The organism is Ideonella oryzae (genome assembly GCF_024055665.1).
In the GTDB taxonomy this organism is placed as follows: domain Bacteria; phylum Pseudomonadota; class Gammaproteobacteria; order Burkholderiales; family Burkholderiaceae_C; genus Ideonella; species Ideonella oryzae.
Map to the genome: position 1 here is coordinate 279512 of NZ_JAMXMC010000004.1, position 15577 is coordinate 295088.

The 15577-nt window shown below is 65.8% G+C and carries 14 protein-coding genes; 3 read left to right on the top strand and 11 right to left on the bottom strand.

Annotation, left to right across the window (positions count from 1 at the left end):
• The first annotated feature begins 230 nt into the window (after positions 1–230).
• The 3 genes from rho (at position 231) to M0L44_RS08195 (ending at position 3694) form a co-directional block, all read left to right on the top strand.
• Positions 231–1496: a transcription termination factor Rho gene (gene rho / locus M0L44_RS08185; protein ID WP_252769145.1), complete on the top strand. Its 1266-nt coding sequence runs from the start codon at positions 231–233 to the stop codon at positions 1494–1496.
• A 159-nt stretch (positions 1497–1655) separates the two neighbouring features.
• The gene (locus M0L44_RS08190) at positions 1656–1913 is read left to right on the top strand and encodes a type B 50S ribosomal protein L31 (RefSeq protein WP_252769146.1); all 258 of its coding nucleotides are present in this window, start codon (positions 1656–1658) and stop codon (positions 1911–1913) included.
• A gap of 125 nt (positions 1914–2038) precedes the next feature.
• A complete protein-coding gene (locus M0L44_RS08195; protein WP_252769147.1) occupies positions 2039–3694 on the top strand; it encodes a hypothetical protein in 1656 nt (551 codons plus the stop codon).
• Between the two features lie 36 nt (positions 3695–3730).
• Here the strand turns inward: M0L44_RS08195 and phoR are convergent, their stop codons facing one another.
• The 11 genes from phoR to M0L44_RS08250 form a co-directional block, all read right to left on the bottom strand.
• The gene (gene phoR / locus M0L44_RS08200) at positions 3731–5041 is read right to left on the bottom strand and encodes a phosphate regulon sensor histidine kinase PhoR (protein ID WP_290429045.1); all 1311 of its coding nucleotides are present in this window, start codon (positions 5039–5041) and stop codon (positions 3731–3733) included.
• A gap of 72 nt (positions 5042–5113) precedes the next feature.
• Positions 5114–5815 (bottom strand): phosphate regulon transcriptional regulator PhoB, encoded by a 702-nt coding sequence (gene phoB, locus M0L44_RS08205; protein ID WP_022980798.1) that lies wholly within the window; start codon positions 5813–5815, stop codon positions 5114–5116.
• A 16-nt stretch (positions 5816–5831) separates the two neighbouring features.
• Positions 5832–6548, bottom strand: a complete 717-nt coding sequence (phoU, locus tag M0L44_RS08210; RefSeq protein ID WP_252769148.1) for a phosphate signaling complex protein PhoU — start codon at positions 6546–6548, stop codon at positions 5832–5834.
• Between the two features lie 35 nt (positions 6549–6583).
• Entirely contained in the window at positions 6584–7369 is a 786-nt protein-coding gene (gene pstB, locus M0L44_RS08215) for a phosphate ABC transporter ATP-binding protein PstB (protein WP_252769149.1), read from the bottom strand.
• A gap of 19 nt (positions 7370–7388) precedes the next feature.
• Positions 7389–8255 carry a phosphate ABC transporter permease PstA gene (gene pstA, locus M0L44_RS08220; protein ID WP_354004107.1) on the bottom strand — a complete coding sequence of 289 codons (867 nt, stop codon included), beginning with the start codon at positions 8253–8255 and terminating at the stop codon, positions 7389–7391.
• Positions 8252–9229, bottom strand: coding sequence for a phosphate ABC transporter permease PstC (gene pstC / locus M0L44_RS08225; protein ID WP_252769150.1), 978 nt, complete (start codon positions 9227–9229; stop codon positions 8252–8254). Before pstC ends, pstA begins: the two co-directional genes overlap by 4 nt.
• Positions 9230–9353: 124 nt before the next feature.
• Entirely contained in the window at positions 9354–10388 is a 1035-nt protein-coding gene (pstS, locus tag M0L44_RS08230; RefSeq protein ID WP_252769151.1) for a phosphate ABC transporter substrate-binding protein PstS, read from the bottom strand.
• Between the two features lie 162 nt (positions 10389–10550).
• Entirely contained in the window at positions 10551–11894 is a 1344-nt protein-coding gene (glmM, locus tag M0L44_RS08235) for a phosphoglucosamine mutase (RefSeq protein ID WP_252769152.1), read from the bottom strand.
• Positions 11895–11926: 32 nt separating this feature from the next.
• Positions 11927–12778 (bottom strand): dihydropteroate synthase, encoded by an 852-nt coding sequence (folP, locus tag M0L44_RS08240; protein ID WP_252769153.1) that lies wholly within the window; start codon positions 12776–12778, stop codon positions 11927–11929.
• A 60-nt stretch (positions 12779–12838) separates the two neighbouring features.
• Positions 12839–14743: an ATP-dependent zinc metalloprotease FtsH gene (gene ftsH, locus M0L44_RS08245; RefSeq protein ID WP_252769154.1), complete on the bottom strand. Its 1905-nt coding sequence runs from the start codon at positions 14741–14743 to the stop codon at positions 12839–12841.
• A gap of 155 nt (positions 14744–14898) precedes the next feature.
• Positions 14899–15573 (bottom strand): RlmE family RNA methyltransferase, encoded by a 675-nt coding sequence (locus tag M0L44_RS08250; RefSeq protein ID WP_252769155.1) that lies wholly within the window; start codon positions 15571–15573, stop codon positions 14899–14901.
• Positions 15574–15577 lie beyond the last annotated feature (4 nt).

Sequence of the window (15577 nt, forward strand, 5' to 3'; positions counted from 1 at the left end):
TTCAGGCCGCCCCGTGGCTGCAAACAGGCTTGAGGCCGCAGCGTCCGGAGCCCACCGGCTCCCTGGCACGCCAGATTCACGGCCCCCGCCCCCTCCAACCGTTTCCACGAGCATCGCGCCCTGATGGTCGCGACAAGGTGCTTGCCCTGAGGCGAGCCGGTCCCTGAGAGTTTTCATTCAGGTCCGTGTGCCCCTGCCCCCGTGGCGTTCCACCCCAAGGGTGACCCCCGATGCATCTTTCTGAATTGAAGGCGCTTCACGTCTCCGCACTCATCACGATGGGTGAGGAGCTGGAGATCGACAACGTCGCTCGTCTGCGCAAGCAGGAGCTGATGTTCGCGATCATGAAGAAGCGCGCCAAGGCCGGTGAACAGGTCTTCGGTGACGGCGTGCTGGAAGTGCTGCCCGACGGCTTCGGCTTCCTGCGCTCGATCGACACCAGCTACATGGCGTCGACCGACGACATCTACCTGAGCCCCAGCCAGGTGCGCCGCTTCAACCTCCACACGGGTGACCTGGTGGAGGGTGAGGTGCGTGTGCCCAAGGATGGCGAGCGCTACTTCGCCCTGGTGAAGGTCGACCGTGTCAACGGCCTGAGCCCGGAGGAGAACAAGCACAAGATCATGTTCGAGAACCTGACGCCCCTCTTCCCGAAAGAGGCGTTCAAGCTCGAGCGTGACGGCCTGAAGGCCGACGAGAACATCACCGGCCGCATCATCGATCTCATCGCCCCGATCGGCAAAGGCCAGCGCGCACTGCTGGTGGCCCAGCCCAAGACCGGCAAGACGATGATGATGAAGCACATCGCCCACGCGCTGGTGGCCAACCATCCTGAGATCCACCTGATCGTGCTGCTGGTCGACGAGCGGCCGGAAGAAGTGACCGAGATGGTGCGCACCGTGCGCGGCGAAGTCATCAGCTCCACCTTCGACGAACCCGCGGCCCGCCATGTGCAGGTGGCCGAGATGGTGATCGAACGCGCCAAGCGCCTGGTGGAACTGGGCAAGGACGTGGTCATCCTGCTGGACTCGATCACCCGCCTGGCCCGCGCCTACAACAACGTGCTGCCCAGCTCCGGCAAGGTGCTGACCGGCGGTGTGGACGCCAACGCACTGCAGCGCCCCAAGCGCTTCTTCGGCGCCGCTCGCAATGTGGAGGAAGGCGGCTCGCTGACCATCATCGGCACCGCGCTGATCGACACCGGCTCCAAGATGGACGAGGTGATCTACGAGGAATTCAAGGGCACCGGCAACTGCGAAATCCACCTGGATCGCCGCATGGCCGAGAAGCGCGTCTACCCCTCGATCCTGATCAACAAGTCGGGCACCCGGCGCGAAGAGCTGCTGCTCAAGCCCGAGATCATGCAGAAGACGTGGATCCTGCGAAAGCTGCTCTACAACATGGACGAGATGGAGGCGATGGAATTCGTCCTCGACAAGATGAAGGCCTCCAAGAACAACCTCGACTTCTTCGACATGATGCGTCGGGGCGGCTGATGAGGCCACCCGCCAGCGGCCTGGAGTCGCTGGCGCAGCGCGGTATCTCTGCGCTATAATCTAGAGTTTTCCGCTGTCGGAAAGTGCGTGGGGCATGGGGCGTCACGTGGCTCCCGGCTCACCAGCGATGAAGGAAGGCGGAAACGCCTGCGAAGCGCCATGAAAGAAGGCATCCACCCGAACTACCGCGAAGTCTGCTTCGTGGACCTGTCCAACGGTTTCAAGTTCGTGACGCGCTCGTGCGCGCCGACCAAGGAAATGGTCAAGATGGACGACGGCCGCGAGTTGCCGCTGTTCAAGCTGGAAACCTCCAGCGAATCGCACGCGTTCTACACCGGCCAGCAAAAGAGCGTCGACACGCTGGGCGGCCGCGTCGAGAAGTTCCGCAACAAGTTCGCCCACCTCAGCAAGAAGTGATGGCGCGGGGCCGCACATGTGGCGGCCCCTCCCGTGCGAACACGGAACAAGAAGGCAGCCTGTGGCTGCCTTTTTTTTCGTCGGTCCCAACCCTGTGGCCGAAGCCTGTTTGGCATCATTGACCCGTGAACCTTCCGACCCCTGCCGTCGTCCCGCAGCGTGCCGTCGAGCGCCTGCCACGCATCGCCCTGCTGCTGTTCTGCGCCGCCTACCTGCTGCCCGGGCTGTTCGGGCGGGATCCATGGCGCAACGCTGACCTGACGGCCTACGGCTACATGTGGGGCCTGGCCCAGGGCCGCATGGACTGGTGGGCACCCTCGCTGGGGGGCCTGCCACCGGAAACCGCGCTGCTTCCGCACTGGCTGGGCGCCTGGTCAGTCCAGTTGCTGGGGCCGTGGATGGACCCAGCCCTGGCGGCGCGACTGCCCTTCGCCCTGCTGCTGGCCCTGACCCTGGGGCTGATCTGGTACGCCACGTACCACCTGGCCCGCACCGATGCGGCCCAGCCGCTGCCCTTTGCCTTCGGCGGTGAAGCCGATCCTGTCGGCTATGCCCGCACGCTGGCCGATGGCGCCCTGCTGGCCACCATCGGCACGCTGGGCCTGCTGCAGCTGGGGCATGAAACCACGCCGGAGCTGATGCAGCTGAGTCTGGTGGCCCTGTTCACCTGGGCCCTGGCGGCAGCTCCAGGGGGGATCTGGACAGCCCGTCTGGCCGTCATCGTCGCACTGCCCGCGCTGGCCCTGTCCGGCGCGCCCAGCATGTCGTTGGGCATGGGCCTGATCGCGGTGCTGATCAGCCCCCACTCCCGCTATCCGGCCATGCGCAAGATGGTGCCCTGGCTGATCGCCGGCATGGTGCTCGGACTGGCGGCCGCCACCGCCACCCATGCCTGGCAGTGGCGCATCGAAACCCATCTGGACGCTGGTGCCTGGGCGGGCTTTGCCCGCCTGCTCCTGTGGTTCACCTGGCCCACACTGCCGCTGTCCGCCTGGACGCTCTGGCGCTGGCGCGGCCACTGGACACAGCGGCACATCAGCATCCCCTTGGGCAGCGTCCTGGTCGGTCTGGTGGCGTCGGCCGCCATGGGTGGCTCGGACCGGGCCCTGCTGCTGGCGGTGCCCGGAATGGCCATCCTGGCGGCCTTCTCGCTGCCCACCCTTCAGCGCGGCGCCAGCGCGGCAATCGACTGGTTCTCGGTCTTCTTCTTCAGTGTCTCTGCCCTGGCTGTCTGGGTGATCTACAGCTCCATCCAGCTGAACCTGCCCCCGAAGCCCCTGCAGCATCTGCAACGCCTGGCACCTGGATTCGAGCCCTCCTTCTCGCCGGTTCATCTGGCCTTTGCCATCGCGGGCACACTGGCTTGGCTGTGGCTGGTGCGCTGGCGCACCTCACGGCATCGGCATCCACTCTGGAAGAGCCTGGTGCTGCCGGCCAGTGGCGTGGCCCTGACCTGGCTGCTCACGATGACCCTGCTCCTGCCCGTGGTGGACTACGCCCGCAGCACGCGTCCGCTGGTGCAGCGCATTGCCCGTTTCGTGCCCGCGGGCGAGTGCATCCGGGCACCGGACCTCAGCCGCACCCACCTGGCCGGCCTCGAGGTGTTCGGTGGCTATGCGCTGGATGCTGCGGCCGAACCCAGCCTGCACTGCCGATTCCTGCTGGTCATGACGCGCACCCCCTCGCTGGCGCAGGCGCCTTCAGGCTGGACTGAGGTGGCCCGCATCCGACGACCGGTCGATGGCCGTGAGTACTTCACCCTCTATCGGGCAGCCCCCTGAAAGCCCCTCGGCGGGTGGCCGGGACTGACTGCCTGCTCAGAAAGAAACCGGTTCAGCAGGCTGCGTCTGCGACAGGGCCTGCACCCGGGCCGCTGGCAGCACCAGCGTGAAGCACGAACCGTGTCCGAGTTCGCTGGTGATGCGCAACTCGCCGCCGTGGCGCTGCGCCACATGCTTGACGATGGACAGGCCCAGACCAGTGCCACCGGTCTCGCGTGAACGGCTCCCATCCACGCGGTAGAAGCGCTCGGCCAGCCGAGGAAGGTGCTCCGGCGCAATGCCTGCGCCACTGTCGTTCACACGAATCTCCAGCCCGCCGTCCACCCGCGACACGGTCGACACGCGGATGGTGCCCCCCTCCGGGGTGTAGCGGATGGCATTGTTGACGAGGTTGCCGATGCCGCTCTGCAGTTCCACTTCGCTGCCGGCCACCTGCCAGACGCCCCAGTCGAATTCCAGCGGATGTCGCCCGGCCGACAGCCCACGGGCCTCGGCCTCGACCGCTGCGCCGACGCGGGCCAGGGGCCACCATTGGTCTGTCGGGGGGCGCGGGCTGTCTTCCAGCCGCGCCAAGGCCAACAAGTCGCCCACCAGGGACTGCATGCGCCGGGTCTGCTGGGCCATCAACCCCAGCACCCGCTGCCGCTCCACCTCGGTCAGTGGCAGCGAAGACATGGTTTCGACGAAGCCGGCGAGCACGGTCAGTGGCGTCCGAATTTCGTGCGACACGTTGGCCACAAAATCCCGCCGGGTCTTGTCCGCGCGTTCGCGGGCCGTCACGTCCTGGGTCAGCAGCAGGCGCTGCCCTTCGCCATAGGGACGCACGACGATGGAAATCAGGCCGGTCCCACCCGGCGCAGGAATTTGCACCGACTGCTCGTGGTTGCGGGCATGCAGGTGGGCCACAAAGGCCGGTGCGCGAACGAGGTTGGTGATGCGCTGGCGCAGATCCCGGTGAGCGTCGAGCCCCAGATGATCGGCCGCCATCTGGTTGCACCATTCGATCTGCTCGCCGGCGTCCAGCATCAGCACCCCGTTGGGCGAGGCCTCGATGCCGTTGAGGAACTGCTGAAGCTGGTCTTGCTCGCGCCGGGTGTCCCTCTCACGCTTGCGGATGACCCGCTCGGCCCGTGCGGAGAGTTCGCCCCAAAAACCGCCCATGACCGGGGCATCGGTGTCCTGGTGACCACTGAGCCAGCGCAGCAGCCGCACCCCGCGCCAACTGTCGACCAGACAGACCAGAGCACTCGCCAGGCCGGCCCCGCCCACTGCGCCCCACAGGGCCCAGGCTGAATCGGCCAGAACCCAGGCCCCCGCCGTGGCGGCCCCAGCCACAGCCAGGACCATCAAGAGCACCCTCGGTGCCAACCAGAACATGCCGCTCTCGCCCTTCGCCTGTTGCCCTGTGGTCCGCCGTCCTCAGTGGGAGGACACCGCGACCTGCTGGGTCAGGCGATAACCCGCCCCCCGGACCGTCTCGATCATCTGGGCGCAGCGCGCCGGCGTGAGTGCCTCACGCAGGCGTTTGACATGCACATCGACCGTGCGCTCCTCAATGAACACATGGTCGCCCCAGACACGGTCCAACAACTGGGCGCGGCTGTGCACCCGTTCGGGGTGGGTCATCAGGAAGTGGAGCAGGCGGAACTCGGTCGGTCCCAGCTTGAGATCCACGCCATTGCGGCTGACCCGGCGAGTCGACGGATCCAGGCGCAGGCCACCCACCTCGACCGCAGAGTCGAGCGCCTCGGGCACCCGGCGGCGCAGCACGGCCCGGATGCGGGCCAGCAGTTCCTGGGTCGAGAAGGGCTTGGTCAGGTAATCATCGGCACCCGCATCCAATCCGGCCACCTTGTCGCTCTCATCCGCACGGGCGGTGAGCATGATGATGGGCAGTTCCTTGGTGCGGGCCTCGCCACGCCAGCGCCGGGCCAGCGCCACGCCGGATTGGCCTGGCAGCATCCAGTCCAGCAAGACCAGATCCGGCAGCACCGCGTCCACGGCCATCTGGGCCTGGTCGGCGTTCTCGGCCAGCGTCACCTCGAAGCCTGCGTGGCGCAGGTTGATGGCGATGAGTTCCGCGATCGCCGATTCGTCTTCAACCACCAGCACGGCAGGCATCTCGTTCCTCCCGGGCTCAGTTGCGGGTCAGGGCGACGGTCTCGACCGTCTCGACCGGGTTGTGGCGAACGTCCGTGCCCTTGACGATGTAGATGATCTGCTCGGCCAGGTTCTTGGCGTGGTCACCCACGCGCTCAATGGCCTTGGCCACGAACACCAGGTCGATGCTGGCCGAGATGGTGCGGGGATCTTCCATCATGTAGGTGATGAGCTTGCGCATCATCCCCTCGAATTCCTGGTCGATCTGGTTGTCGTTCTTGATGACTTCCAGAGCCTGCACGGTGTCCAGGCGGGCGAAGGCATCCAGGGCCTTGCGCAGCGAGGCCGTGGCCAGCGTGGCCTCGAAGGACACGTCCGACACCGGCAGGCGCAGGCGGCTGAAAACGCCGGTGTTGATCAAACGCTGCACCGTGCGGGCGATGCGAGCGGCCTCGTCGCCCACGCGCTCGAGGTTGCCGATGGTCTTGGAGATGGCGATCAGCAGGCGCAGGTCGCGCGCGGTGGGCTGGCGGCGGGCGATGATGGCCGACAGGTCGGCATCGATCTCCACCTCCTGCTGGTTCACACGTTCTTCCATCGCCAACACCTGGCTGGCGGTCTCGGCGCTGTAGTTGGTCAGGGCGTAGATGGCCTGAGCCACCTGGGCTTCCACCAGGCCGCCCATTTCGAGCACGCGGGTGGACACCGCGCTGAGCTCGGCGTCGAACTGGGTCGAGAGATGCTTGTCCGTCATGGTCGTGATCCTCTTGGGATTCCGCAGCGGGCCGGTCAGCCGAAGCGGCCGGTGATGTAGTCTTCCGTGTCCTTCTTCTTGGGCTTCATGAAGAGTTCACGGGTGGGGCCGAATTCAACCAAGTCGCCCAGGTACATGTAGGCGGTGTAGTCGGACACGCGGGCGGCCTGCTGCATGTTGTGGGTGACGATCACCACGGTGTAGTCGCTCTTGAGCTCAGTGATGAGCTCCTCGACCTTGCCGGTGGAGATCGGGTCCAGCGCCGAGCAAGGCTCATCCAGCAGCAACACCTCAGGCTTGATGGCGATGCCACGGGCGATGCACAGGCGCTGCTGCTGGCCGCCGGACAGGCCCGAGCCGCTCTGGCCCAGCTTGTCCTTGACCTCGTTCCACAGCGCGGCCTTCTTCAGCGCCCACTCCACTCGCTCGTCCATCTCGACGCGCGAGAGGTTCTCGAACAGTTTCACACCGAAGGCGATGTTGTCGTAGATCGACATCGGGAACGGTGTGGGCTTCTGGAAGACCATGCCGACCTTGGCGCGGATCAGTGACACGTCCAGCTTGCTGTCCAGCACGTTCTCGCCGTCCACCAGGATCTCGCCTTCGGCGCGCTGTTCGGGGTAGAGCTCGAACATGCGGTTGAAGGTGCGCAGCAGGGTGGACTTGCCGCAGCCCGACGGGCCGATGAAGGCGGTGGCCTTCTTCTCGGGGATCTCGAGGTTGATGTGCTTGAGCGCGTGGAAGCTGCCGTAGTAGAAGTTCAGGTCCCGCACCGAGATCTTGGCCTTCTCGGTCACGCTGGTATCGACTTTTGCGTCCATGACGTCTGCCTGTGAGGGATTACTGTTGCTTGCGGAAGAAGACCCGCGCGATGATGTTGAGCGTCAGGACGCCCATCGTGATCAGGAAAACGCCGGCCCAGGCCAGCTTCTGCCAGTTCTCGTAGGGGCTCATGGCGAACTTGAAGATGGTCACCGGCAGGCTGGCCATCGGCTGGCCCAGGTTGGACGTCCAGAACTGGTTGGACAGCGCGGTGAAGAGCAGCGGCGCCGTCTCGCCCGAGATGCGGGCCAGAGCCAGCAGCACACCGGTCACCACACCCGAGCGTGCCGAGCGCAGCGTGACCGACAGGATCACCTTCCACTTCGGCGTGCCCAGGGCATAGGCCGACTCGCGCAGCGCATGCGGCACCAGGCTCAGCATGTTCTCAGTCGTGCGGATGACCACCGGGATGACGATCAGGGCCAAGGCGATCACCCCAGCCCAGCCGGAGAAGGTCTTCATCGGCGCCACGGCCACCGAATAGACGAACAGGCCGATCACGATCGAAGGCGCCGACAGCAGGATGTCGTTGATGAACTGGGTGATGCGGCCCAGCCAGTTGTCCTTGCCGTACTCGGCCAGATAGATGCCGGCCATCATGCCGATGGGCGTGCCAATCGCCGTGGCCAGCGTCACCATCATCAGCGAGCCGTAGATGGCGTTGGCCAGACCGCCGATCTCGGCCTGCGGTGGCGGGGTCATCTCGGTGAACACCGAGAAGGTCAGCCCCCCCACGCCCAGGCGGAAGGTTTCCCAGAGGATCCACAGCAGCCAGAACACGCCGAAGGCCATGGCTCCCAGCGAGAGCGTCAGCGCCACCGCGTTGACACGCTTGCGGCGGTTGTGCAGGCGCATGCGGCCTGCGTCGAGTGCAGCCAGACTCACGAGCGGCTCCCTTCGTTCTTCTTGAGCCGCATCAGCAGCAGCTTGGACAGGGCCAGCACCACGAAGGTGATGAAGAACAGCACCAGGCCCAGGTAGATCAGCGAGGCCTGGTGCAGGCCTTCACCCGCTTCGGCGAATTCATTGGCCAGCGCGGAGGTGATGCTGTTGCCCGGCTCGAACAGCGAGATCGAGGACAGCTGGTTCATGTTGCCGATCACGAACGTGACCGCCATGGTTTCGCCCAGCGCCCGGCCCAGGCCCAGCATGATGCCGCCGATGACACCGGTCTTGGTGTAGGGCAGCACGACCCTGGAGACCACCTCCCAGGTGGTCGAACCCAGCCCGTAGGCCGACTCCTTGAGCATGGGGGGCGTCACCTCGAACACGTCCCGCATCACCGAGGCGATGAAGGGAATGATCATGATGGCCAGGATGATGCCGGCCGAGAGCATGCCCAGACCCACGGGTGGACCGGAGAACAGTGTGCCCAGCACCGGCACACTGCCGAACAGATTCTGCAGGGGCTGCTGCACCCAGGTGGCCAGCAGCGGACCGAAGACCAGCAGGCCCCACATGCCGTACACGATGGACGGCACGGCGGCCAGCAGTTCGACCGCAACCCCCAGCGGGCGCTTGAGCCACTGAGGCGAGAGTTCGGTCAGGAACAGGGCGATGCCGAAACTCACCGGCACCGCGATCAGCAACGCAATGAACGAAGTCATCAGCGTGCCGTAGATCATCACCAGGCCGCCGTACTGGTCTCCGACGGGATCCCATTCGGATCGCCAGAGGAACGACAGGCCGTATTCGCGGATGGCGGGCATGGCGCCGGCCAACAGTGACAACAGGATGCCCAGCAACAGGGCCAGGGTCAGCCAGGCGGCACCCAGCGCCGCCATGGCAAACAGGCGGTCCGCCCAGGGCACGCGGACGCGCCGCGGTGCCGGCTTGCCGGCAGGAGAAGTCTTTGCCATCGCACCATCATTGGACAGGGGATTGGCAGGCATCGTAGCAGTCACGTTCACAGCTCCGTGGGTGCGCGCAAGCGCCGGACTGCCCTGAGGACAGCCGGCACTTGCTGGCAGGGGGCAGCCCTGATTACTTGACGGTCACCGTCTTGCCGGCGCCGTCCTTGATGCCGGCCCATTCCTTGCGGATCAGGCCCTTGACCGCGTCAGGCATCGGCACGTAGTCCAGGTCGGCGGCCATCTTGTCGCCGTTGGCGTAGGACCAGTCGAAGAACTTCAGCGCGGCCGCGGCCTGCTCGGGCTTGCCCTGCACCTTGTGCATCAGGATGAACGTGGCGCCGGAAATCGGCCACGACTCCTTGCCCGGCTGTTCGGTCAGCACCTGGTAGAAGGACTTGTCCCAGGCAGCGCCCGCAGCGGCGGCCTTGAAGGTCATGTCATCCGGCTGAACATACTGGCCGTCCTTGTTCTTCAGGGCGGCGTGGGTCATCTTGTTCTGCTTGGCGTAGGCGTACTCGACGTAGCCGATCGAGTTCTGCAGGCGCAGCACGTAGGACGACACACCTTCGTTGCCCTTGCCACCGACACCCGCCGGCCAGTTCACGGCAGTGCCGTCACCCACTTTTTCCTTCCACTCCGGGCTGACCTTGGACAGGTAGTTGGTGAACAGGAAGCTGGTGCCGGAACCATCGGCACGGTGCACCACGGCAATCTGGGCGTCCGGCAGCTTCACACCGGCGTTCAGGCCGGCGATGGCGGGGTCATTCCACTTGGTGACCTTGCCCAGGAAGATCTCGGCCAGCACGGTGCCGGTCAGCTTCAGCTGACCCGGCTTGAGGCCGGCGATATTGACGACCGGCACCACACCGCCCATCACGGTCGGGAACTGCAGCAGGCCGTCCTTGGCCAGGTCCTCGTCCTTCAGCGGCATGTCGGAAGCGCCAAAGTCGACCGTCTTGGCCTTGATCTGCTTGATGCCGGCGCCGGAGCCCACCGACTGGTAGTTGATGCGCGCGCCGGTGGCCTTGTTGTAGGCATCCGCCCACTTGGCGTACACCGGGGCCGGGAAGGAGGCACCAGCACCCGTCACGTCCTGGGCCGAAGCGGCGGTTGCCACCACCAGCGCGGCACCCGCCAGGGTGAAGCGAACGAAAGAAGAAACCATGAGACAGACCTTTCGTCAGTGAAGCCGGAGGCATCCCCGGCCATGCGTGCACTGTAGAAAGGCTTTGTGACATGTTCGTGACGCGTGACAACCAGGCCCTTGGCGCCACGAATCCGTCACAAAACTGTCAAAATAGCAGAAATTCTCTTTCGGAACAGCAACTTAGGCATCACCACGTGCTGCGGCCGCCAAGGCTTCGGCAGCCTTGCGGGCCTGTGACTCCTCCCGGGCCTCGACCATGACACGCAGCACCGGCTCGGTCCCGGAGGCCCGGATCAACACCCGCCCCTGCCGCCCCAGGTCCGCCGTGACCTGCCGGGTGAGGTCGGCCAGGCGGATGTTCTGCCGCCAATCCTCGCCGTCCTTCAGCCGGACGTTGATCATCACCTGCGGGTAGAGCTTCACGCCCTCCAGCAAGGCCTGCAGGCTGCGCCCGCTGTGCTGGACGGCCTGCAGCACCTGCAGGGCGCTGACGATGCCGTCACCCGTGCTGTGCCGGTCCAGAGCCAGCAGATGGCCGGAGCTTTCCCCGCCCAGCAACCAGCGGCGGGCGGCCAGTTCCTCCAGCACGTAGCGGTCACCCACCTTGGCGCGCACCAGTTCGATGCCCTGATCAGCCAGGGCGACCTCGACCGCCATGTTGGTCATCAGCGTCCCGACCACGCCCGGCACAGCCTCACCCTGGGCCTTGCGGTCCATGGCCATCACATAGAGCAGTTCGTCGCCGTTGTAGAGCCGGCCCTCGCGGTCGACCAGTTGCAGGCGGTCGGCATCGCCATCCAGCGCCACGCCGTAATCGGCGCCCTGCTCCTTCACCGCAGCCACCAGAGCCGCCGGCGACGTGGCTCCGACGCCTGCGTTGATGTTCATGCCATTGGGCGCCACACCGATCGACGTGACTTCGCCGCCCAGCTCGTGGAACACCGCCGGTGCGACCTGGTAGGCCGCACCGTGCGCGGCGTCGACCACGAACTTCAGGCCCTTGAGATTGAGCTCGCCGCTGACCGTGCTCTTGCAGAACTCGACATAGCGCCCCTGCGCATCGTCCAGACGCCGTGCCCGCCCCAGGCGCGCCGAATCCACCCAGGCCGGCGGCTCCTCCAGAGCCCGCTCCACGGCCTCTTCCCAGGCGTCGGGCAGCTTCTCACCCTTGGCGCTGAAGAACTTGATGCCATTGTCGGGAAAGGCGTTGTGCGAGGCGCTGATCACCACCCCCAGGTCCAGACGCAGGGCCCGGGTGAGGTAGGCCACCCCCGGCGTGGGCAGCGGCCCGGTCAGCAGCACGTTCACGCCAGCCGAGGCAAAGCCGGCCTCTAGCGCCGACTCCAGCATGTAGCCCGAGATCCGCGTGTCCTTGCCGATCAGCACCGTGGGGCGCCGCCCGCTGGCCACACGCTGCAACACCTGCCCCACGGCATGCCCCAGTCGAAGCGCGAAATCGGGGGTGATCGGGAACTGGCCCACGGTGCCGCGGATGCCATCGGTGCCGAAATACTGTCGTGCCATGTCAGATTCGTCGTTGTCGTTGTTCGAAGTGTTCAGTGCGAGCACACGCCTTCAAGGTCTGACAAGCCAGCGGCCTGCCAGACCTTGAGGGCATCGACCGTGGCCGCCACATCGTGCACCCGCACGATGCGGGCGCCCAGCGTGACGGCCGCCAGAGCCGCCGCCACGCTGGCCGCCTGGCGCTGGTCCACCGGGCGTCCCGTCAGCTGACCCAGGGTGCGCTTGCGCGACCACCCCACCAGCAGAGGCCGCCCCAAGGCCAGCAACTGCCGCTGCTGGCGCAGCAGGGTGATGTTGTGTTCGTCCGTCTTGCCGAAGCCATAGCCCGGATCCAGCACCACCCGCTCCGCGGCCACACCGGCCGCCACCAGTCCCCCCAGGCGCCGCGCCAGGTCGGCCTGCACCTCGGCGGTCACATCGGCATAGCGCGGTGCCTGCTGCATGGTGGTCGGCTCGCCCTGCCGGTGCATCAGGCAGACCCCGGCCTGCGGGTCCTGCCGGACAACATCCACGGCCCCAGGCCGGTCCAGCGAGCGCACATCGTTGATGATGTCCGCCCCGGCCGCCAACACCTCGTGCATCACCTCAGGCTGGCTGGTGTCCACAGAAACCGGCACGCCCAGGCCCGCAGCATGGCGAACCACCGGCAGCACCCGGCTCAACTCCTCCCGCCAATCAGGCGCCACCGAGCCAGGGCGTGTCGATTCCCCCCCGATGTCGAGGATGTCCACGCCCTCCGCCACCAAGGCATCGCAGCGCGCGCAGGCGTCCTCGGGCCGGAAGAACTGCCCCCCATCGGAAAAGGAATCCGGCGTGGCGTTGACGATGCCCATCACATGAGGGCGGCTCAGATCGATGCGGAAACGGGCGGTCTGCCAGAACATGGCGGTTCAGAAACAGGCAACGGGGCCCGTAGGCCCCGTTGAAGGTGGAGGAAGTCCGCCTCAGGCGGCGGCAGGCGCACCGTCGGTGTTGACCGGCGGCGTCGGGCCGCTGCCCGACTTGCTGTTGCTCGAGGTCCAGTCCTTGGGCGGGCGCGGGGGCTTGCCGGACATGATGTCCTCGATCTGCTCGGCGTCGATGGTCTCCCAGTCCAGCAGGGCCTTGGCCATGGCGTGCATCTTGTCCTGGTTGTCCTCGATCAGCTTGCGGGCGGCGGCGTACTGCTCATCGATGATCCGGCGGATCACCGAATCCACCTTGCGCATCGTCTCCTCGGACATGCTGGTGGTCTTGGTCACCGAACGGCCCAGGAAAACCTCGCCCTCGTTCTCTGCGTAGACCATGGGGCCGAGTTCATCGGTCATGCCGTAGCGGGTGACCATGTCGCGTGCAATTGCCGTGGCGCGCTCGAAGTCGTTGCTGGCACCGGTGGTCATCTGATGCATGAAGACCTCCTCGGCGATGCGGCCACCAAACAGCACGGAGATGGTCGAGAGCATGCGCTCTTTGTCCATGCTGTAGCGGTCGCCTTCGGGCAGCTGCATCGTCACGCCCAGGGCACGGCCACGGGGAATGACCGTGACCTTGTGCACCGGGTCGGTCTTGGGGAGCAGACGCGCCACCAGAGCGTGGCCAGCCTCGTGGTAGGCGGTGTTGCGGCGCTCGTCCTCGGGCATGACCATGGACTTGCGCTCGGGGCCCATCATGATCTTGTCCTTGGCCTTCTCGAAGTCGACCATCTCGACCACCCGGCCATTGCGGCGGGCGGCGAACAGGGCGGCTTCATTGACCAGGTTGGCCAAATCGGCACCGGAGAAGCCCGGCGTACCACGGGCCAGGATGTCGGCCCGGATGTCCTGGCCGACCGGCACCTTGCGCATGTGCACATTCAGGATCTGCTCACGGCCGCGCACGTCCGGCAGGGTCACATAGACCTGGCGGTCGAAGCGGCCCGGGCGCAGCAGCGCGGGGTCGAGGATGTCCGGCCGGTTGGTGGCCGCCATCACGATCACGCCCAGGTTGGTCTCGAAGCCGTCCATCTCGACCAGCATCTGGTTGAGGGTCTGCTCGCGCTCGTCGTTGCCACCGCCCAGGCCGGCCCCACGGTGACGGCCGACGGCGTCGATCTCATCGACGAAGATGATGCAGGGCGCGCTCTTCTTGGCCTGTTCGAACATGTCGCGCACGCGGGCCGCACCCACGCCGACGAACATTTCCACGAAGTCGGAGCCGGAGATGCTGAAGAACGGCACCTTGGCTTCGCCGGCGATGGCCTTGGCCAGCAGCGTCTTGCCGGTGCCCGGAGGGCCCACCAGCAGCACGCCACGCGGAATGCGGCCGCCCAGCTTCTGGAACTTCTGCGGATCCTTCAGGAAGTCGACCAGTTCCTTGACCTCTTCCTTGGCCTCGTCGCAGCCGGCCACGTCAGCGAAGGTGGTCGAGTTGTTGGCCTCGTCCAGCATGCGGGCCTTGGACTTGCCGAAGCTGAAGGCCCCGCCCTTGCCGCCGCCCTGCATCTGGCGCATGAAGTAGATCCAGACGCCAATCAGCAGCAGCATCGGGCCCCAGGAAACCAGCAGGCTGGTCAGCAGCGAGGGCTCTTCGCGCGGGCGCACATCGAACTTGACGCCGTTGTTGATCAGGTCACCGGTCAGACCGCGGTCCAGCAGGGTGCCGGTGGTCCGGATCTTGTTACCGTCGGTGGTCGTGGCGGTGATGTCGATGCTGCCCATCCCATCCTGGATGGTCACACTCTTGATGTTCTTGTCACGGACTTCCTGCAGGAATTCCGAGTAGCCGACCTGCTGCCCCTGCACGGAGACGCGGTCGAACTGCTTGAACACGGTGAAAAGCACCAGGGCGATCACCAACCAGACGGCGATCTTGGAAATCCATTGATTGTTCACCGCGGCTCCTTCAGAAGATCCATTGCACGCTGCCGCCCGTCATGTCGTCCGGCACGGTTCTCTCACCGTAGATGGGGTCGATTCTAGTCCGTTCAAGAGGCCCACCCTCTTGACCAAGAGGCATCCTCCGTGCTTATTCGACAGAGCAAAACCTCTCAAGCGCGTTTCAGACCCATTCCGACCAGAAAGGTTTCTGACGATTTGTCCCGCGAGGACTTGGGCTTGTGGACCTTGACCACCCTGAAAGCCTGCCGGAACAACTGAACCAAGGCATCGTAACCTGCCCCGTGAAACACCTTCGCCACCAGGGCTCCATCCGGGCGCAGATGCTGACTGGAAAAGTCGACCGCCAGCTCAACGAGATGCTCGATGCGGGCCGCGTCGGCGCTGGCAATGCCCGACAGATTGGGCGCCATGTCCGAAACCACCAGGTCGACCGGGCGACCCGCCAGGGCCTCCTCCAGCTGCTTCAGCACGCTGTCTTCGCGGAAGTCGCCCTGGATGAAGGTCACCCCCTCGATCGGCTCGAAGTCCAGCAGGTCCAACGCGATGATCGTGCCGTCCAGCTCCCCTACTGCCGCGCCGCCGACGCCGGCCTGCTTGGGCGCGAAACGGCGACGCAGGTATTGGCTCCAGGCCCCTGGCGCGGCCCCCAGGTCCACCACCACCTGACCTGGCCGCACCAGATGGAAAGCCTCATCCAGCTCCTTGAGCTTGTAGGCGGCACGGGCCCGGAACCCTTCTTTCTGCGCCATGCGCACATAGGGATCCGTGACGTGGTCGTGCAGCCAAGCCTTGTTGACCTTCTTGCTCTTGGTTTGTGTCTTCATGTTG